Genomic DNA, 19,834 nt, shown 5'->3' with positions numbered 1-19,834 from the left:
TATTCACTGCCGAATGCCTGGCAGTGCCTGTAGTTTCAGGGAGAAATCGCCTTATCGGCTAATCATATGACCTCATCAAATTCTCATTTTTTATGCGATAAAAAAATCATAAAAAAAGCCGGGTGATACCCGGCTTCGGAAAATAATGTCAGCAAAATAATCAGGCGTAACCGTAGCTCATCAGGCGATGATAGCGACGGTTGAGCAAGTCGTCTTTGCCCAGCACATCAAGGTCAGCCAGATCATCCAGCAGTTGTGCCTTCAGTGATGCAGCAATGGCTTCCGGATTACGGTGCGCGCCACCCAGCGGTTCTGGAATGATAGAGTCGATGAGTTTCAACTCTTTCAGGCGCGGCGCGATGATGCCCATGGCATCAGCAGCCAGCGGCGCTTTATCGGCGCTTTTCCACAGAATAGACGCACAGCCTTCCGGCGAGATAACGGAATAGGTGCTGTATTGCAGCATGTTCACTTTATCACCCACGCCAATCGCCAGCGCACCGCCGGAACCCCCTTCACCAATAACGGTACAGATAACCGGCACGCGTAAACGCGACATTTCACGCAGGTTACGGGCAATCGCTTCCGACTGGCCACGCTCTTCCGCACCGACGCCAGGATAGGCTCCCGGGGTATCGATAAAAGTAATGATCGGCATATTGAAACGCTCGGCCATTTCCATCAAACGCAGCGCCTTGCGATAACCTTCTGGTGCAGGCATACCGAAATTACGGCGGATTTTCTCTTTGGTCTCACGCCCTTTTTGATGACCAATGATCATCACCGGGCGTCCATCCAGACGCGCAATGCCGCCAACGATAGCTTTATCGTCAGCATAAGCGCGATCCCCTGCCAGCTCATCGAATTCATCAAATGCCAGGCGGACATAATCCAGGGTGTAGGGGCGCAGCGGATGACGCGCCAGTTGGGCTACCTGCCATGCGCCGAGATCGGCAAAGATTTTGCGCGTCAGCTCTACGCTTTTTTCGCGCAGACGATGCACTTCTTCGTCGATGTTAATATCCAGTTTCTCATCCTGACGGCCAACCGCAGTCAGAGAATCGATTTTCGCTTCCAGCTCTGCAATCGGCTGTTCAAAATCTAGGAAATTCAGACTCATAGTATTCCTGTATTAGTCAAACTCCAGTTCCACCTGCTCCGAACCAATGAGGCCACGGAGATCGTTAAGTAAACGATCGCTCGGAGAGACGCGCCACGTTGCGCCAAAGCGCAGTCGCGCACGCGCATCCGTCCTCTGATAGTAGAGATGTACTGGAATGGTCCCCGAGCGATGGGGTTCCAGAGACTGACGGAGTCGGTTTAAAAGCTGGTCATCAATTTGCCTGTCCGTCAGCGAGATAGCAAGCCCGCGAGCATATTTTTCGCGAGCTTCGTCAATGTCCATCACTTCACGGGCCATCATTTTAAGCCCGCCGCTGAAGTCATCAAAGCTGACCTGTCCGCTGACGATAAGTATGCGGTCGTTTTCCAGCAAATGCTGGTATTTTTCCAGCGCTTCGGTGAATAACATCACCTCCAGCCGCCCGGAACGGTCATCCAGCGTACAGATGCCGATGCGATTGCCGCGCTTGGTGACCATAACCCGCGAAGCAATGACGAGCCCCGCCGCCGTGGTCATCTTACCACGTTCGGTTGGATGCATGTCTTTTAGCCTCAGGCCGCCGACATAACGCTCAATTTCTTTCAGATACCGGTTAATCGGATGGCCCGTCAGGTATAACCCTAACGTTTCCCGCTCGCCTTCCAGTACCGTATGTTCTGCCCAGGGCTGACAGTTGGCGTACGATTGCTCGATCTGCTCCGGCTCTTCCGCCAGAACGCCAAACATATCTGCCTGACCAATCGCTTCCGCCTTCGCATGCTGATCGGCGGCCTTAAGTGCATCGCCAAGCGAATTCATCAGCGCCGCGCGATGCGGCCCGAGACGATCGAACGCCCCGGACATGATCAGTTTTTCCAGTACCCGGCGATTCAGTTTTTTAGTATCGGTGCGGGCGCAGAGATCGAACAACTCGCGGAAATAGCCGCCGTTGTTACGCGCTTCAATGATGGCTTCAATCGGACCTTCGCCCACGCCTTTAATCGCGCCAATACCATACACGATTTCCCCGTCATCGTTGACGTGAAAATGATACAGCCCGGAGTTAATATCCGGCGGCAGGATTTTCAGCCCCATCCGCCAGCACTCATCCACCAGCCCGACGACCTTCTCCGTATTATCCATGTCCGCGGTCATTACCGCTGCCATAAACTCGGCCGGGTAGTGCGCTTTCAGCCACAGCGTCTGATACGACACCAGCGCATAAGCGGCGGAGTGCGATTTGTTAAACCCGTACCCGGCGAATTTCTCCACCAGGTCGAAGATTTTCATCGCCAGCTCGCCGTCGACGCCGCGACTCTTCGCGCCCTCTTCGAAGGTGCCGCGCTGCTTGGCCATCTCTTCCGGCTTTTTCTTACCCATCGCACGGCGCAGCATATCCGCGCCGCCGAGGGTATAGCCGGAAAGCTCCTGGGCAATCTGCATGACCTGTTCCTGATACAGGATAATGCCGTAGGTTGGCTCCAGTACCGGCTTCAGACACTCATGCTGCCACTGCACATCCGGATAGGAGATTTCTTCACGCCCGTGCTTACGGTCAATAAAGTTATCCACCATTCCCGACTGGAGCGGGCCGGGACGGAACAGGGCCACCAGGGCGATCATATCCTCGAAGCAGTCCGGCTGCAGACGCTTGATCAGATCCTTCATGCCGCGCGATTCAAGCTGGAACACCGCGGTGGTTTCCGAGCGTTGCAGCATGTCGAAACTTTTCTTGTCATCCAGCGGGATGGCGGCGATATCCAGCGGCGGCTCGCCGTTTTTCTCACGGCGCTTGTTAATCATCTCCAGCGCCCAGTTGATGATGGTAAGCGTGCGCAGACCGAGGAAGTCAAACTTGACCAGGCCTGCGTATTCTACGTCGTTCTTATCAAACTGGGTGACCGGATGCCGCCCTTCTTCATCACAGTAGAGCGGCGCGAAATCGGTAATTTTGGTGGGTGATATCACCACGCCGCCGGCATGTTTACCGGCGTTACGCGTGACACCTTCCAGTTTACGCGCCATGTCGATCAGCGCTTTAACTTCTTCGTCAGCCTCGTAGATTTCCGGTAGCTGCGGCTCGGCCTCAAACGCTTTCGCCAGCGTCATGCCCGGATCGGGCGGCACCAGTTTGGAAATCCGGTCCACAAAGCCGTACGGATGCCCCAGCACGCGGCCCACGTCGCGAATAACCGCTTTCGCCGCCATCGTACCGAAGGTAATAATCTGCGAAACCGCATCACGACCGTACATATCGGCCACGTGCTCAATCACCCGATCACGTTTTTCCATGCAAAAGTCGACGTCAAAGTCGGGCATAGAAACACGTTCCGGGTTAAGGAAACGTTCGAACAGCAGGTCGAATTCCAGCGGATCGAGGTCGGTGATTTTCAGCGCGTACGCCACCAGTGAGCCAGCACCAGAACCACGGCCAGGGCCTACCGGCACGCCGTTATCCTTCGACCACTGGATAAACTCCATCACGATCAGGAAGTAGCCGGGGAACCCCATCTGGTTGATCACCTGGAGTTCAATATCCAGGCGCTCGTCATAGTCAGGACGCTTCTCTTTACGGACCGCTTCATCCGGGAAGAGGAATTCCAGACGCTCTTCAAGGCCCTCTTTCGATTTCATGACCAGGAAATCTTCCGTGGTCATGTCGCCGGTCGGGAACTGCGGCAGGAAATACTCGCCGAGACGGACGGTGACATTACAGCGTTTGGCGATCTCCACGCTGTTTTCCAGCGCCTCCGGGATGTCGGCGAACAGCTCGCACATCTCTTCTTCACTACGCATATACTGCTGCGTCGAGTAGTTACGCGGCCGTTTCGGATCGTCAAGGGTAAAGCCGTCATGGATGGCAACGCGAATTTCATGGGCGTCGAAATCATCCGCGTTAATAAAACGCACATCATTGGTTGCCACCACCGGCAAACCACGCGCTTCAGCCAGCTTAATGGCGGCATGGAGGTAGTTTTCTTCGTCCTGTCTGCCGGTGCGGATCAGTTCAAGATAAAAACGATCCGGGAAATGCGCTTCATAAAAAGAGAGACACTGATCGACCAGGACGTTATTACCGCGCATCACGCTGCGGCCCACGTCACCCAGACGCCCGCCGGACAGGAGGATCAGCCCTTCGTTTAATTCCACCAGCCAGTCGCGATCGATGCACGGACCGAGCGGACCATAACCACGCTGATAAGCACGGGAAATTAACAGCGTCAGATTTTGGTAGCCAATATTGTTCATCGCCAGCACCGTCAGCTGGGTCATTTCATCGGCCAGCAGCTCGCTTTGCACATGAAGATCGGCACCAATGATAGGCTTAATTCCGGCACCGTGCGCCGTTCCGTAGAACTTCACCAGACCGCACAGGTTCATAAAATCGGTGATCGCCAGCGCCGGCATGCCTGACGAGGCCGCCTTTTTCACCAGCGGCCCGGTTTTTGCCAGCCCGTCGATCATGGAATAGTCGCTGTGCACCCGCAGGTGAACGAAACGTGGTTCAGCCATCTATAGAGAGATTCCGGTTGATTAAATTACGTCACAAGAATCAGGACACCAGGCCCAGTGCGCGTTTAACAGGCGCAAAGCTACGCCGGTGATGCTCTGTCGCGCCGTGCTCTGCCAGCTTTTCAAGGTGAAAAGCGGTCGGGTAGCCTTTATGCTGCGCAAAGCCATAATGAGGAAAAGTCAGATCCAGCGCCGCCATTTCAGCATCACGCGTCACTTTAGCAATGATAGAGGCCGCGCTGATCTCCGCCACCCGACTGTCGCCTTTTACCACGGCTAATGAAGGCATAGCCAGCGCCGGACAGCGATTTCCGTCAATCAGCACATATTCAGGCACAATGCTCAGTCCGGCAACCGCACGCTGCATCGCCAGCATCGTGGCATGTAAAATATTCAGCTCGTCGATTTCGTTCGGCTCAGCGCGTCCGAGACTCCAGCATAATGCTTTTTCGGTGATCTCATCAAACAGCGCCAGACGACGTTTTTCAGATAATTTTTTTGAGTCGTTGAGACCCACAATCGGACGTGCCGGATCGAGGATCACAGCGGCAGTGACCACCGCGCCAACCAGCGGGCCACGGCCTACTTCATCCACACCCGCTACCAGATGGGTATGCGGATACACAAATTCTATCATGGGACTAACTCCAGTACCGCGTCGGCTGCCTGCTCATCGGCATTACAGCGGATCTGCTGGTGCAGTTCGCGGAAAGTGTCATGCATTGCATGGCTGGTTTTGCCGTTTGCCAGCAACGGTAACAGCGCGTCGGCGAGTTTTTGCGGTTCACACTCTTCCTGCAAAAGCTCTTTGACTAATTCTCTGCCTGCCAGCAGATTAGGCAGCGACACGTAATCGGTTTTTACCAGCCGTTTCGCCAGCCAGAAGGTAAAGGGTTTCATCCGGTATCCCACTACCATCGGACATTTCGCCAGCATACACTCCAGCGCCGCCGTACCGGATGCCAGTAGCGCAGCGTCGCTGGCGACCATCGCTTCCCGTGCCATACCATCCAGCAGGTGAACGGAAAGTCCGGGAGCAACCTCCGCTTTAATGCGCTCAAACTGCTCGCGACGTTTGGCATTCACCAGCGGCACCACTACCTCAAGGTCCGGATACGTCTGGCGTAAAATCTGCGCCGTTTTCAGGAAATCGGCGCTGAGCATTTCCACTTCTGCGCCGCGGCTGCCAGGCAATAAGGCGAGGCAATGAGCGTCATGGGGAATACCCAGCGCATCGCGTGCCGCGTTTTTATCCGGATCCAGCGGCATCGCATCCGCCATGGTATGCCCGATAAAGCGACACGGTACGTTAAATCGGTCATAAAACGCTTTTTCGAAAGGCAGAAAAGCCAGCACCATATCAGTGGATCTACCGATTTTGAAAACGCGTTTCTGTCGCCACGCCCAGACGGACGGACTCACGTAATGAATGGTTTTAATACCCTGCTTTTTGAGATTACCTTCAAGGGTAATGTTAAAGTCAGGCGCATCAATGCCCACAAACACATCCGGTTTGAGGTCAGTAAAGCGACGGGTTAACTCGGCACGAATATGCAGTAAGCGACGTAAGCGCCCCAGGACTTCGACAATGCCCATTACGGCCAGCTCTTCCATCTCGTACCAGGCTTCACAGCCTTCGGCCTGCATACGAGGGCCTGCCACACCAACAAACCGTGCGTCAGGAACGCGGGCTTTGAGCGCACGAATAAGACCGGCACCAAGAATATCGCCGGAGGTTTCTCCGGCGACCAGGGCAATCGTTAATGGGCGTTGCTCTGCCATTAACGGATCAGACCGCGCGTCGAACGTGCGAAGAAGTCCGTAAAGGCTTTAACTTCCGGATGTTGTCCGGCCAGCTCAGCGATTTCTGGTTTTGCTTCTTCCAGCGTTTTTCCACTGCGGTAAAGCAGTTTGTAGGCATTGCGGATAGCGGTAATCGCTTCCCGGCTAAACCCACGGCGCTTCAGCCCTTCGATGTTGACACCGAACGGCGTGGCGTGGTTGCCCTGTGCAATCACAAACGGCGGAACGTCCTGCGCCACACCGGAGCACCCCCCGACCATCACGTGTTCGCCAATGATGCAGAACTGATGGACGGCGGTCATGCCGCCGATAATGACATAGTCGTCCAGCGATACGTGTCCTGCCAGCGTAGCATTGTTGGCAAGAATACAGCGATTGCCTACCGTACAATCATGCGCGACGTGCGCGTTGATCATCAGCAGGTTGTCGCTGCCCACCTTCGTCACTCCACCGCCCTGTACTGTGCCACGATGAATGGTGACGCTTTCGCGGATGCGGTTGCGATCGCCAATTTCGACCTGGGTCGGTTCACCAGCATATTTAAGATCCTGGTTAACCTCGCCGATAGAAGCGAACTGATAAATCTCGTTGTCACGGCCAATTTTAGTGTGGCCATTAACGACAACATGGGATTTCAGTACGGTCCCTTCGCCGATCTCGACGTTGGGTCCCACAATACAAAACGGGCCAATGTGCGCCCTGGCACCGATGACGGCACCCTCTTCCACAATGGCGGTCGGATGAACAAAGGCGGTATTATCAATCACGTATCAGGCCTCCCGGCTACGCGCACACATCATCGTAGCTTCACAAACAACTTTACCGTCAACCAGCGCCACGCCTTTAAAGCGGGTCAGGCCACGGCGGGTTTTCTCGAAAGTGACTTCCATGATCATTTGATCGCCAGGCACAACCGGGCGCTTGAAACGCGCTTCGTCAATACCTGCGAAATAGTACAGCTCGCCTGGCTCCAGTTTGCCAACGCTTTTAAACGCCAGAATACCGGTAGCCTGAGCCATCGCTTCCAGAATCAGCACGCCGGGTAAAATTGGCTTGCCGGGGAAGTGGCCCTGAAAGAATGGCTCGTTTACGGAGACATTTTTCACCGCGCGCAGAAAACGACCTTCTTCAAAATCCAGCACGCGGTCAACCAGCAGAAACGGATAACGGTGCGGCAGAAGCTCAAGAATCTCTTCAATATGCAGAGTATGAGTGTCAGTAGTCAAAATACTCTTCCTGTCTAAATATAATGAACAGCAATAATAACACGGCCTGTGGCAATCTGATGAATGCCAACAGGCCGGAATGTACAGACACGATCGAGTGACGTTTTAGTCTTGTTGATTGACCTTGCGCTCAATAGCTTTGAGACGCTTACTCATATCATCAATATTCATCACCAGAGCGGCGGTTTTACGCCATGTCTTGTTGGGCTGAAGCGGAATACCGGATGAGTAGACGCCGGGCTCAGTAATGGGACGCATGACCATACCCATTCCCGTGACCGTCACCTTATCGCAGATTTCCATATGCCCGTTGATTACGCTGGCACCGCCAATCATGCAGTAACGGCCAATTTTCAGGCTGCCTGCCATGATAACGCCGCCCGCAACTGCGGTATTGTCGCCAATCACAACGTTATGTGCAATCTGGCACTGGTTATCAATGATGACGCCATTGCCGATGATCGTATCATCCAGCGCGCCGCGGTCGATAGTGGTGCATGCGCCGATCTCAACACGATCGCCGATGATAACGCGACCTAACTGCGGGATCTTCACCCAGTTACCACGATCGTTCGCATAGCCGAAGCCGTCGGAACCGATCACCGTACTGGACTGGATCAGGCAATGTGCGCCGATCTCAATCTCATGGTAAATGCTAACGTTGGCCCAAAGTCGGGTACCCGCGCCGATTTTCGTCTTTTTACCGATGAAGCAACCCGCGCCAATGACCACGTTATCGCCCAGCTCAACGTCGGATTCAATTACCGCATTTGCGCCGACAGAAACGTTGTTGCCCAGTCGGGCCGTAGGATCAATGACCGCACCCGGCGCGATATCCTGCGCTGGCTGTGGGGTGGTATCAAGAATTTGAGCCATCCGCGCATAGGTCAGGTAGGGATTTTTCACTACCAGCGCTGCGCTCGTGGCAAAAGGAAGATCGTCAGGCGTCATCACCACAGCAGACGCCTGGCAAGCGGCCAGGTGTTCACGGTACTTAGGATTTACCATGAAAGTGATATGACCTGCCTGAGCAGATTGCATGGACGCGACAGCGGTGATGACGATATCGCCATCACCGTGTAACTCTGCATCCAACTGCTGGGCTAAGTCAGCCAGTCGAATTGAAGGCATTACTTATTTAACCTGTTTCAGCACATCAGCGGTGATGTCTTTAACATCGCTGCTGTTGTAAGCAACGGTATTGGCGTCGACAACCAGATCGATGTTCTGGCTGTTCGCGACAGATTTCACTGCAGTCTGGATACGAGTAACCAGTTTGGTACGTTCCTGGTTAGAACGTTGCGCACGATCTTTCTCAAAAGCCTGCGCTTTCTGAGCGAAAGTCTGGCGCTGCGCCATAACATCTTTTTCCAGCCTGGTACGTTCAGAACCGGCTTTCATAGACTGTAAGCGCTGCATTTTGCTTTGCAGGTCGCCTTCCATTTTCTGCAGCTCAGCCGCGCGGCCTTTAAACTCATTTTCAAGAGAATTAGAGACGCCAGTTTTCTGTGCTACCTGCTGGAAGAGGCTACCCATGTTAACAACTGCGATTTTGTCCGCTGCCTGAGCAGAGGTAACCATTGCTAAACCAAGACCTGCCGCTAATAACCACTTTTTCACAATAAACTCCTTACCATCCCATTGGTACCCGCAGGTACCGTTCTTTGCGTGACCAGTTGATCCCTTGCGGGATCAACTGATGTCAGCGCTACACTACAATTGCATTCCTTTGCAGGGCACAATTACCAGGTTTTACCAATGTTAAACTGGAACTGCTCTGCCTTGTCTCCATCGTACTTTTTAAACGGCTGGGCGTAGGAGAAGACCAACGGCCCCAATGGGGACATCCATTGTAATGCAATACCCGCAGACATACGGATATTGCTCGGATCGCTATAGTCCGGCACGTCTGATGGAGCAGAACCAGTATCCCAGTTCGTATCCCAGACGGTACCTGCATCCCAGAAGAACGAGGTACGGACCGAATTCGCATATTTTTCGCTAATAAACGGCGTTGGAGTGATGAACTCCAGGCTCGCCACCGCCATCGCGTTACCCCCTACGGCATCATCTGACTTACAGATATCCGATGCACCATTTTCCACGGCGCAATCATAATCATCATCACTGTCGTAGTTATTCACGGTATGGGGATAATAAACCGCTTTTGGACCGATGGTGTTGGACTGGAAGCCACGCACGGTGCTGGAGCCACCGGCATAGAAGTTCTCGTAGAACGGCAATTCTTTGCTGCCTAAGCCATCACCATAACCCACTTTCGTACGGCCCAGAACCACCCACTTATGGTCGTCGTCCACCGGCACATAAGTCGCGGTATCCAGCGTTGCTTTATAGTACTCGTTATCAGAACCCGGAATGGTCACTTTACCGTTCAGGTTGACACGCGTACCTTCCGTCGGGAAGAAGCCACGGTCCAGTTTGTTATAGGTCCAGCCGTAGTTAAAGGTGAAATCGTCTGACTTGAAGCTGTTATCTTCATCCGTCGTGCTCGGGTATTCACCCATTGAATTCAGATAACGCCACATCGCAACCTGCGGTTCCATATTGGACAGGGAGTTGTGGACATAGCCTACACCCGCACGCAGCGTGTTGTATTCGTTAACCGGGAAGCCCAGCGTTAAGTCCGTACCATAGCTTTTATTGGTATAGCCGGACAGATCCGCATCATCTGCTTCAAAGTCGTTATAGAACACACGGCCGCCGAGGCTCACACCATCAACGGTGAAGTACGGGTCGGTGACTGAAAGCTCAGTATAAGTCTGGTAGTCGTTCTTGGTACCGTTGATACCTACCGAGTAACCGGTACCTAACCAGTTATCCTGCTGAACGCCTGCCTGGAAGCTAACGCCGCTTTCCGTACCGTAACCGACACCGAAGTTAAAGCTACCGGTGTTACGCTCTTTGACCTTATAGACCACGTCAACCTGATCCGGACGACCCGGCACGCGCTGCGTATCGGTATCAACCGTTTCAAAATAGCCAAGACGATTCAGACGCTCTTTACCTTGATCGACGAGGTCGCTGCCCAGCCATGCGCCTTCCATTTGACGCATTTCACGGCGCAGAACGGCGTCCTTGGAAGTATCGTTACCTTCAAAGCGGATCTTGCGCACGTAGTAACGGTTACCAGCGTCAACGTTGACGTGCAGTTTGACCGTTTTATCAGCGTCGTTAATTTCCGGCTGCGACTGAACGCGCGGATAGGCATAACCATAGCGACCCAGAAGCTTTTTGATATCATCTTCCATTTTGGTCACTTTGGTGCCGTTGTAGAGTTCACCCGGCTCGATTTTGGTCAGCCTTTCAATATCGGTTGAATGCCCTGCCAGGTTGCCGCTGACCTCAACGCTTTGCAGCTTATACTGATCGCCTTCGGTGATATTCACCGTCACGTAGATGCCTTTTTTATCCGGCGTCAGGCTGACCTGGGTGGAGTCGATATTGAAACGTGCATAGCCGCGATCCAGATAGTAGCTGCGCAGGGTTTCAAGGTCGCCCGCCAGCTTCTGCTTCTGATATTTACGATCGCCCACCACGTTCCACCATGGCACTTCATCGCGCAGCTGGAAGTGCGAGATCAGCTCTTCCGTGCTGAAGGCATGGTTGCCGACAATGTTAATCTGCTGGATTTGTGCCGAGACGCCTTCCTGGAAAACCAGTTTCAGGTCAACGCGGTTACGCGGCAGCGGCGTTACAACCGCCTTCACGCTGGCGCTGTATTTACCCACGCTGTAGTAGAAGTCTTCCAGACCCTTCTCAATGTCGGAGAGGGTGGTACGGTCCAGAGATTCGCCCACACGCACGCCAGAGGCTTCAAGGTTTTGCTTGAGCATGTCATCTTTCACCGATTTGTTACCGGAGAAAGTGATGCTGGCAATGGTCGGACGTTCCTTCACCTGAACCAACAGCGTATCGCCATCGCGCAGGACACGGACATCCTCAAAGTTGCCCGTAGCGAACAAAGCGCGAATGGTATTACTGATGTCTTCGTCATTAACCGTGTCGCCAGCGCGAACAGGCATACTCAGGAGGGCCGCACCAACAGCGACTCGCTGCAGGCCTTCGAAATGAATGTCCTTCACTACGAACCCTTCAGCACCGTATACGGTGGCGCTGCTGAACAGCAGCGACGCTATAAGCAACTTTTTCATCGCCATCGTTATTATGCGTTCTTCCTAACACTCTCTCTTACAACCGAGAGAAATCATTGAAAAGTGCAAGCCCCATTAACAACACCAGCAAAATCGAGCCAATGCGATAACTAAAGTCTTGAACTCGCTCGGATACCGGAGCGCCTTTTAGCTTTTCAATCGCTAAAAAGAGCAGATGACCCCCGTCAAGAACGGGCAGCGGGAACAGGTTGATGATACCCAGATTCACACTGATGAGCGCAAGGAACATCAGATAGTAAATCAACCCAAACTCCGCTGACATCCCAGCCCCCTGAGCGATAGAAATCGGCCCACTAAGGTTGTTCAGTTTTACGTCACCGGTTATCAATTTTCCCAGCATCCTGACCGTCAACGACATGAGTTGCCACGTTTTATCCGTGGCCTGCGCGATGGCACTGAATGGCCCATACTGGCGTACTGTTTTGTACTCATCCGGGAGCGGGATGACTTTTGGTACAACCCCCGCAAACCCTTCTGCCTTATTACCGGGTTTTGTATCCGGTATTAAGGTCAATGACAAGGGGCTCCCCTGTCTTTCTATCTCAAGTGCCAACCCTTTACCCGGATTGTTACGCACCAGAGTTACAAAAGTCGACCACTGTGTAAGCGGCTGACCATCGACTTTAACGATCCTGTCGCCTGCTTGCAAACCTGCTTTTTGTGCAGCAGAGCCTGTCTGCACTTCTGCCAGCACTGATTCTATCTGCGCGCCGCGCGGACGTATACCCAAAGAAGCAATTGGATCTTCTTTGTCCGGCTCAAAGTTCCAGTGACGTAAATCGAGAACTTTATCCTGTCGTTTATCGCTGCCTGGTGGGGCAACACTCACAGTGGTTTGTTTCTCACCGATTTTCGCTACCAGCTCAAGACGCACAGCATCCCAATCAGGCGTTTCGATACCGTCTACCGCTTTAAGTTCCGTACCAGGTGCAATTTGTGCTTCGGCAGCCACCGAATTGGGTGTTATTTCACCAATTACCGGTCGTATACCGGGCACGCCGATAATAAATACCAGCCAGTAAGCAAAGATAGCGAAGATGAAATTTGCGACGGGACCCGCGGCAATAATCGCCGCACGCTGACCAACCGTTTTGTTATTGAAGGCGTAGTGGCGCATCTCCGGAGCAACCGGCTCGACGCGCTCATCCAGCATTTTGACGTAGCCGCCCAGCGGGATCAGGGCGATGACGAATTCGGTTCCCTGGCGATCGGTGCGCCGCCACAGCGCTTTGCCGAAACCGATAGAAAAGCGTTCAACACGAACGCCACAGCGGCGAGCAACCCAGAAATGGCCAAATTCATGCACGGTGATCAGCACACCCAGCGCGACGATGAACGCGGCCAGATTCCAGAGAATGCTCAGCATAAAACCTTCCGTTAAACCATCCTGAAGACTAACAACAGCAGGCAGGCAAAGACCGGTACCGCTGCCGTCAGGCTATCGATACGATCCAGAATCCCACCGTGTCCTGGAATCAAATGACCACTGTCTTTGATCCCGGCTTCACGCTTAAACATACTTTCCGTTAAATCACCCAGCACAGATGCCAGCGCGGCAACAACCGAGCAAATAAGCAGCGTTGCCGGGGCAACGTCCAGATTAGCCCATTGCCCGTAGGCCCAGGAGATAATGGCTGCCGTAAATAGCCCGCCAATAAAGCCCTGCCAGGTTTTTCCCGGAGAAACCTTCGGTGCCAGCTTATGTTTGCCAAACAGCTTACCAAACATGTAAGCACCGGAATCCGCGCCCCAGACGAGGATCATAACATACAGCAGCCACAGCGCGCCGCTATAAGGATTGATAGTGTAATGCCAGGCCCGCAGCACCACCATACCCCAGAAAAAAGGAATAATAGTGAGCAAACCAAAAATCAGGCGTAATGTTTTTGAGTTTCGCCACATTGCAGCCGACGCCGGGTAAAACAGCACCAGCACCAGCGCTACGATCCACCAGGCAAGCGAGGCCCAGAGTGAGATCTCAATTACCGGTTGATGGAGATTGTTATGGTACTCCGGCAGCATAAACAACATTAACGCCAGCAGCAGGCCACAGAGCACGGCCAGCCAGACACGCTGGGTTCTGGAGGTAAAGCCGCTTAGCTGGCCCCACTCCCACGCGGCCAACATGCAAACGACCAGTGTCAAAATGCCAAAGCCCATTGGGGGCAATAAAAATAGCGCCGCAATGACGATGGGAATGAGTACAAAAGCAGAAATCAGACGATACTTCAGCAAAAGCGACCCCCATCAGGCGTTGTCAACACCGGGCTCCGTGCCGCCGAAGCGACGCTCTCGATTGGCAAAGGCATGCAGCGCACCTTCAAAGTCTTGTTCATCGAAATCAGGCCAGAGAACATCCGTAAAGTAAAGCTCGGCATAGGCAATTTGCCAAAGCAAAAAGTTACTAATGCGATGCTCTCCGCCCGTCCTAATTACTAAATCTACAGGAGCCAGTTCATGCATGCAGATTTGCTGACTTAGCATCTCTTCATTAATTTGATCGGGTCGCAGAAGCCCTTCCTGAACCTGCGTGGCAAGTTGCTGCACTCCCTGGATAATATCCCAGCGTCCACCATAATTAGCTGCAATATTTAACGTCAGCCCGGTATTTTTCTCGGTCAACGCTTCAGCTTTACGGATCCTGTCCTGCAAACGTGAGTTAAAGCCATTGATATCACCGATAATACGTAAACGGACATTATGGCGGTGCAGGCTTTTGACTTCGCTATCCAGCGCCCACACAAACAGCTCCATCAATGCACTCACTTCCTGCGCCGGACGATTCCAGTTTTCGCTACTGAAAGCGTAAAGCGTCAACGCATCTATGCCGTTATTCGCCGCAAAAGAGACCGCACGTCGGACGGATTTTGCCCCGGCCTTGTGTCCGAAGGCACGGATTTTTCCCTGTCTCTTCGCCCAGCGACCATTGCCATCCATGATTATCGCGACGTGGCGGCAGCCATGCGCAGGCAAACTTTCGCCGATTGGTTGATTAGCAGACAACATAACGCGTTTTTAGTCCATGAAAAGGGATTAGCGATGCTCCGGAATAGTGACGCTTTCTCGTAAAAAAGCCGTGTTTCACCACGGCTCACGTGATTACAAATTATTAATTTTCTGCAATCAGGTGGCGCAGACTATATCACTGAAGCACAGCGCTAACAAATACCTCAGCGATACCCGCGCGGATTATCGTCAACTGGCGAGACGTGCCACCTGTCGGTGTGCGATCTCACGCGCCCTGGCGTCTACAGCCAGCACATCCTCAATGCTTTGCGGTTCTTGCGCGTCGACCTGTTCCAGCACCGCCAGATTCAGGGCCGCAATCTCCGTGAAGCGGATCTGCGAGGCTAAAAACGCCGCCACCGCGATTTCATTCGCGGCATTCAGCGCGGTAGTTAACGCCTGCCCCTGCTCAAACGCATCCATGGCCAGTTTCAGGCACGGATAGCGATCGTAATCAGGCGTGGCGAACGTTAACTGGCTCAGTTTACAGAAATCCAGCGGCTTCACCCCGGAAGCAACGCGCCCCGGCCAGCCCATCGTATGCGCGATGGGCGTGCGCATATCCGGCTCGCCAAGCTGAGCCAGCACGCTGCCATCACGATAGCGAACCATCGAATGAATCACCGACTGCGGATGGATTAAAACTTCCATCTGCTGCGCTGAGGCGTTAAACAACCAGCGGGCTTCAATGTATTCCAGACCTTTATTCATCATGGTGGCCGAATCAACGGAGATTTTACGCCCCATCGACCAGTTCGGATGACGGCAGGCCTGATCCGGCGTCATTGCCGCCAGCGCTGAGATTGCCGTCTCACGAAATGGACCACCCGATCCAGTAAGCAGAATAGAGGCAACTCCATTCTCCTTGAGATCAGCGTATCCCAGGTTGTGTTGAATTGTTTCCGGTAAACTCTGAAAAATGGCGTTATGTTCGCTATCTACCGGCAATAATCGCGCTTTGCTCTGCTGTACGGCGTCCATAAACAAGCGTCCACAGGTCACCAGCGATTCTTTATTCGCTAACAGCACCGTTTTTCCCGCCCGAATTGCCGCAAGCGTAGGCACCAGCCCGGCAGCGCCGACAATCGCGGCCATCACCTGATCGACCTCATCCAGCGCGGCCATATCGCTGGCTGCCTGTTGGCCGCTAAGCACCTCGGTACGGCTGCCGTGCTCGCTTAACATCGCTTTTAACGTCCGCGCGCTTTGCATGTCGTCCATCACGGCGTAACGGGGAGAAAACTCCAGGCACTGCTGTGCCATACGCTCAACGTTTTTGCCCGCGACCAGAGCGGCGACAGAGAAGACTTCAGGATTGTGGCGAACCACGTCAAGCGTGCTGCACCCGATAGAACCGGTCGAACCCAGAACGGTTAATTGCTTCATGAGGCGTCCAGAAGAGAGGTAAGACAAAAAGCAAAACGCCGCCAGCAAAGCCTTCTCAGGCTCTCTGTACGGCGTTCAGATTATCAAGGCAGATCAGAACTGCATCAGTTCCGCTTCTTTTTCTGCCAGCGCCGCATCCACTTTCTTGATGGCGACGTCGGTCATTTTCTGCACGTCGTCCTGAGAACGACGATCATCATCTTCACTGATTTCTTTGTCTTTCAGCAGCGCTTTGACTTTGTCGTTAGCATCACGGCGTACGTTACGTACGGCAACACGCGCCTGCTCGGCTTCACCACGGACGATCTTCGTCAGATCGCGACGACGCTCTTCAGTCAGCGGGGGAAGCGGAACGCGAATATCGCTGCCGGCAGAGCTTGGATTCAGACCGAGATCCGAGGCCATGATGGCTTTTTCAACGGCGGCGCTCAGGCTACGGTCGAAAACGTTGATTTTCAGCGTGCGGGAGTCTTCTACGGTGACGTTAGCCAGCTGACGCAGCGGGGTTGGCGCACCATAATATTCAACAATAATGCCGTCCAGCAGGCTTGGGGAAGCGCGGCCAGTACGAATTTTGCTGATTTGGTTTTTGAACGCTTCAACGCATTTGTCCATGCGTACTTCAGCATCTTTTCTGATATCGCTAATCACGTTACGAATCCTTGAAAACTTGTCTCAGACAGACCAGACGGTAGCACTCCGCCAGGCGCGGTATGCTAAGTATAGTCCTGTTTATAATATGCCACCGGGTAAGCGGCCAGCGTAATTGAAGCGGGATCTTACCCGGATTTGGCCTCTACGGAAATTATTCCGTGATCAATGTGCCTTCTTTTTCGCCCATGACCACGCGGCGCAGGGCACCGGGTTTGTTCATGTTGAAGACACGAATCGGCAGTTTATGGTCGCGAGCCAGCGTAAACGCGGCCAGATCCATGACTTTCAGTTCTTTATCCAGCACTTCGTTATACGACAGCTGATCGTACATCGTCGCCGCCGGATCTTTTGCCGGATCGGCGGTAAATACACCGTCAACTTTCGTTGCTTTCAGCACTACGTCCGCTTCAATTTCGATACCGCGCAGGCAGGCAGCGGAATCGGTAGTAAAGAATGGATTGCCGGTACCCGCAGAGAGGATCACCACGCGATTATTACGCAGCAGGCTAATCGCCTCCGCCCAGCTGTAATTGTCACATACGCCGTTTAGCGGAATCGCTGACATCAGGCGGGCGTTCACATAGGCGCGATGGAGCGCGTCACGCATCGCGAGGCCGTTCATCACCGTCGCCAGCATGCCCATGTGGTCGCCCACAACGCGGTTCATACCCGCTTTCGCCAGACCCGCCCCACGGAACAGGTTACCGCCGCCAATAACCACCCCAACCTGAATGCCCAGTTCCACCAGCTCTTTGATTTCCTGAGCCATACGATCGAGTATGCTTGCATCAATACCGAAGCCTTCCGAACCCTGTAGAGCTTCACCACTTAGCTTAAGCAGAATGCGTTTATAGACGGGTTTTGCATTGGTAGCCATGTTTCTTTCCTGAGACTGTCAACGAGTAAATGAATGAATTCTGGCGACATTGTACGTCGCATTTCAGCGCTATCCCTATAGGGTTTGGCTGATTTTACAAGACGGGTACAAAAAGAAGCCGCCCTCAGGCGGCTGCTTGTAAAAATTAAGACTGCTTGGACATGGCAGCAACTTCTGCTGCGAAGTCAGACTCAACTTTTTCGATGCCTTCACCCACTTCGAAGCGGATGAAACCCGTTACGTCAGCATTGTGCTCTTTCAGCAGCTGACCAACCGTTTTGCTCGGATCCATAACGAAAGGCTGACCGGTCAGAGACACTTCGCCGGTGAATTTCTTCATACGGCCTTCAACCATTTTCTCTGCGATTTCTTTCGGCTTGCCAGACTGCATGGCGATGTCCAACTGTACCTGGAATTCTTTTTCTACCACGTCAGCAGACACGTCTTCCGGCTTAACGAATTCCGGCTTGCTCGCAGCAATGTGCATTGCCAGGTGCTTAACCAGCTCTTCGTCAGCGCCAGTTGCCGCAACCAGAACACCGATGCGCGCACCGTGCTGGTATGAACCCAGAACGTTGCCTTCCAGAGAAGCGACACGGCGGATATTGATGTTTTCACCGATTTTAGCGACCAGAGCCACACGTTCTTCTTCGAACTGTGCCTTCAGCACTTCAACGTCAGTGATTTTGCCAGCAACAGCAGCGTCCAGAACTTTGTTAGCAAACGCCTGGAAGCCAGCATCTTTTGCAACGAAGTCAGTCTGGCAGTTAACTTCCAGAATGATGCCGTAGTTGCCGTCGATCTTAGTGATGATCACGCCGTCAGCAGCCACGTTGCCTGCTTTTTTCGCCGCTTTGATCGCGCCAGATTTACGCATGTTTTCGATTGCCAGCTCGATGTCGCCGTTCGCTTCGGTCAGCGCTTTTTTGCAATCCATCATGCCTGCGCCAGTACGCTCGCGCAGCTCTTTTACCAGGGATGCGGTAATTTCAGCCATTCTAAAATCCTCGGGAGATGATACCTGCCCGGCCACAGACCGAACAGATTTAAAAGTGAAAAAGGGGGCCATTAACAGGCCCCCTAACCAAACGTGATACTACCTGGTTTATAAGGGCTCGAAAGAGCTTTCCTTATTACTCAGCTTCTACGAAGCTTTCTTCCGCCTGGGAAGCCAGATCCTGAGAACGGCCTTCACGAACGGTGGTCGCAACAGCGCTCAGGTACAGGGTAACAGCGCGGATTGCATCGTCGTTACCCGGGATAACGAAGTCAACGCCGTCCGGATCGGAGTTGGTATCAACGATAGCAAATACCGGGATACCCAGGTTGTTTGCTTCTTTGATAGCAATGTGCTCGTGGTCAGCATCGATAACGAACAGAGCGTCCGGCAGACCGCCCATGTCTTTGATACCGCCCAGGCTGTTTTCCAGTTTGTCCAGCTCACGGGTGCGCATCAGCGCTTCTTTCTTGGTCAGCTTCTCGAAAGTGCCGTCCTGAGACTGAGTTTCCAGGTCTTTCAGACGTTTGATGGACTGACGAACGGTTTTCCAGTTAGTCAGCATACCGCCCAACCAGCGATGGTTCACGAAGAACTGGTCGCAGCTGTTAGCAGCATCTTTCACCGCTTCGCTTGCAGCGCGTTTAGTACCAACGAAAAGGATTTTACCTTTGCGAGAGGCGATCTTGTTCAGTTCAGCCAGAGCGTCGTTGAACATCGGTACAGTCTGCTCAAGGTTGATGATGTGCACTTTGTTACGCGCGCCGAAGATGAAAGGCTTCATTTTCGGGTTCCAGTAACGGGTCTGGTGACCGAAGTGAACACCAGCTTTGAGCATGTCGCGCATGGAAACAGTTGCCATGATTTAAAACCTCTATATAAAGTATGGGGTTAAGCCTCCACGCATCCCATATTACCGACCCCAAAGGGCACCCCGGAATATGTGTCGATACGTGTGTGTTGTTACACAAAGTGAGATTTGTCGCTTCCGTCCATTCTGTGTATACGAAATGAGATCGGAAGTCCGGCGCGCTTTATACCATAAATCCGCTACAGACTCCAACAGTTGTTGGCGAC

17 protein-coding genes are annotated in these 19,834 nt (G+C 53.2%); all 17 read right to left on the bottom strand.

The window, feature by feature from the left end; translation table 11 throughout:
• Positions 1-160: 160 nt before the first annotated feature.
• Positions 161-1,120 (bottom strand): acetyl-CoA carboxylase carboxyl transferase subunit alpha, encoded by a 960-nt coding sequence (accA, locus tag P0H77_RS05125; protein ID WP_276163864.1) that lies wholly within the window; start codon positions 1,118-1,120, stop codon positions 161-163.
• Positions 1,121-1,132: 12 nt separating this feature from the next.
• Complete coding sequence (dnaE, locus tag P0H77_RS05120; RefSeq protein ID WP_276163863.1) at positions 1,133-4,615, bottom strand: DNA polymerase III subunit alpha; 3,483 nt, start codon at positions 4,613-4,615, stop codon at positions 1,133-1,135.
• A gap of 40 nt (positions 4,616-4,655) precedes the next feature.
• Positions 4,656-5,252 carry a ribonuclease HII gene (gene rnhB, locus P0H77_RS05115; RefSeq protein WP_276163862.1) on the bottom strand — a complete coding sequence of 199 codons (597 nt, stop codon included), beginning with the start codon at positions 5,250-5,252 and terminating at the stop codon, positions 4,656-4,658.
• Positions 5,249-6,397, bottom strand: coding sequence for a lipid-A-disaccharide synthase (lpxB, locus tag P0H77_RS05110; RefSeq protein ID WP_276163861.1), 1,149 nt, complete (start codon positions 6,395-6,397; stop codon positions 5,249-5,251). Before lpxB ends, rnhB begins: the two co-directional genes overlap by 4 nt.
• Entirely contained in the window at positions 6,397-7,185 is a 789-nt protein-coding gene (gene lpxA / locus P0H77_RS05105) for an acyl-ACP--UDP-N-acetylglucosamine O-acyltransferase (RefSeq protein ID WP_276163860.1), read from the bottom strand. Before lpxA ends, lpxB begins: the two co-directional genes overlap by 1 nt.
• 3 nt (positions 7,186-7,188) lie before the next feature.
• Entirely contained in the window at positions 7,189-7,644 is a 456-nt protein-coding gene (gene fabZ / locus P0H77_RS05100; protein ID WP_004145858.1) for a 3-hydroxyacyl-ACP dehydratase FabZ, read from the bottom strand.
• Between the two features lie 105 nt (positions 7,645-7,749).
• Positions 7,750-8,775 (bottom strand): UDP-3-O-(3-hydroxymyristoyl)glucosamine N-acyltransferase, encoded by a 1,026-nt coding sequence (lpxD, locus tag P0H77_RS05095; protein WP_276163858.1) that lies wholly within the window; start codon positions 8,773-8,775, stop codon positions 7,750-7,752.
• A gap of 3 nt (positions 8,776-8,778) precedes the next feature.
• Positions 8,779-9,264, bottom strand: coding sequence for a molecular chaperone Skp (gene skp, locus P0H77_RS05090; protein ID WP_276163857.1), 486 nt, complete (start codon positions 9,262-9,264; stop codon positions 8,779-8,781).
• A gap of 122 nt (positions 9,265-9,386) precedes the next feature.
• Positions 9,387-11,822, bottom strand: a complete 2,436-nt coding sequence (gene bamA, locus P0H77_RS05085) for an outer membrane protein assembly factor BamA (RefSeq protein WP_276163856.1) — start codon at positions 11,820-11,822, stop codon at positions 9,387-9,389.
• A gap of 31 nt (positions 11,823-11,853) precedes the next feature.
• The gene (gene rseP, locus P0H77_RS05080) at positions 11,854-13,203 is read right to left on the bottom strand and encodes a sigma E protease regulator RseP (protein WP_276163855.1); all 1,350 of its coding nucleotides are present in this window, start codon (positions 13,201-13,203) and stop codon (positions 11,854-11,856) included.
• An 11-nt stretch (positions 13,204-13,214) separates the two neighbouring features.
• Positions 13,215-14,072 carry a phosphatidate cytidylyltransferase gene (gene cdsA, locus P0H77_RS05075; RefSeq protein ID WP_276163854.1) on the bottom strand — a complete coding sequence of 286 codons (858 nt, stop codon included), beginning with the start codon at positions 14,070-14,072 and terminating at the stop codon, positions 13,215-13,217.
• A gap of 12 nt (positions 14,073-14,084) precedes the next feature.
• Positions 14,085-14,843, bottom strand: a complete 759-nt coding sequence (ispU, locus tag P0H77_RS05070; protein ID WP_276163853.1) for a (2E,6E)-farnesyl-diphosphate-specific ditrans,polycis-undecaprenyl-diphosphate synthase — start codon at positions 14,841-14,843, stop codon at positions 14,085-14,087.
• A 189-nt stretch (positions 14,844-15,032) separates the two neighbouring features.
• Positions 15,033-16,229, bottom strand: coding sequence for a 1-deoxy-D-xylulose-5-phosphate reductoisomerase (ispC, locus tag P0H77_RS05065; RefSeq protein WP_276163852.1), 1,197 nt, complete (start codon positions 16,227-16,229; stop codon positions 15,033-15,035).
• 93 nt (positions 16,230-16,322) lie between these two features.
• Positions 16,323-16,880 carry a ribosome recycling factor gene (gene frr / locus P0H77_RS05060; RefSeq protein ID WP_276163851.1) on the bottom strand — a complete coding sequence of 186 codons (558 nt, stop codon included), beginning with the start codon at positions 16,878-16,880 and terminating at the stop codon, positions 16,323-16,325.
• A gap of 154 nt (positions 16,881-17,034) precedes the next feature.
• Positions 17,035-17,760, bottom strand: a complete 726-nt coding sequence (gene pyrH, locus P0H77_RS05055; protein ID WP_276163850.1) for a UMP kinase — start codon at positions 17,758-17,760, stop codon at positions 17,035-17,037.
• A gap of 145 nt (positions 17,761-17,905) precedes the next feature.
• On the bottom strand, positions 17,906-18,757 hold the full coding sequence (gene tsf, locus P0H77_RS05050) for a translation elongation factor Ts (protein ID WP_276163849.1): 852 nt from the start codon (positions 18,755-18,757) through the stop codon (positions 17,906-17,908).
• A gap of 136 nt (positions 18,758-18,893) precedes the next feature.
• Positions 18,894-19,619 (bottom strand): 30S ribosomal protein S2, encoded by a 726-nt coding sequence (rpsB, locus tag P0H77_RS05045; RefSeq protein ID WP_103678247.1) that lies wholly within the window; start codon positions 19,617-19,619, stop codon positions 18,894-18,896.
• Positions 19,620-19,834: the final 215 nt, after the last annotated feature.

This window comes from Superficieibacter sp. HKU1, from assembly GCF_029319185.1.
Lineage (GTDB): Bacteria > Pseudomonadota > Gammaproteobacteria > Enterobacterales > Enterobacteriaceae > Superficieibacter.
Note: the sequence above shows the minus strand (reverse complement) of the source record. Positions and strands in the feature narration are given on the sequence as shown.

Bases quoted from the DNA above. Each gene is read 5' to 3' on its own strand.
- ispC (WP_276163852.1), bottom strand. From the start codon at position 16,229: ATGAAGCAATTAACCGTTCTGGGTTCGACCGGTTCTATCGGGTGCAGC.
- rnhB (WP_276163862.1), bottom strand. From the start codon at position 5,252: ATGATAGAATTTGTGTATCCGCATACCCATCTGGTAGCGGGTGTGGAT.
- rseP (WP_276163855.1), bottom strand. From the start codon at position 13,203: ATGCTGAGCATTCTCTGGAATCTGGCCGCGTTCATCGTCGCGCTGGGT.
- rpsB (WP_103678247.1), bottom strand. From the start codon at position 19,619: ATGGCAACTGTTTCCATGCGCGACATGCTCAAAGCTGGTGTTCACTTC.
- accA (WP_276163864.1), bottom strand. From the start codon at position 1,120: ATGAGTCTGAATTTCCTAGATTTTGAACAGCCGATTGCAGAGCTGGAA.
- ispU (WP_276163853.1), bottom strand. From the start codon at position 14,843: ATGTTGTCTGCTAATCAACCAATCGGCGAAAGTTTGCCTGCGCATGGC.
- lpxB (WP_276163861.1), bottom strand. From the start codon at position 6,397: ATGGCAGAGCAACGCCCATTAACGATTGCCCTGGTCGCCGGAGAAACC.
- lpxD (WP_276163858.1), bottom strand. From the start codon at position 8,775: ATGCCTTCAATTCGACTGGCTGACTTAGCCCAGCAGTTGGATGCAGAG.
- bamA (WP_276163856.1), bottom strand. From the start codon at position 11,822: ATGGCGATGAAAAAGTTGCTTATAGCGTCGCTGCTGTTCAGCAGCGCC.
- dnaE (WP_276163863.1), bottom strand. From the start codon at position 4,615: ATGGCTGAACCACGTTTCGTTCACCTGCGGGTGCACAGCGACTATTCC.
- tsf (WP_276163849.1), bottom strand. From the start codon at position 18,757: ATGGCTGAAATTACCGCATCCCTGGTAAAAGAGCTGCGCGAGCGTACT.
- pyrH (WP_276163850.1), bottom strand. From the start codon at position 17,760: ATGGCTACCAATGCAAAACCCGTCTATAAACGCATTCTGCTTAAGCTA.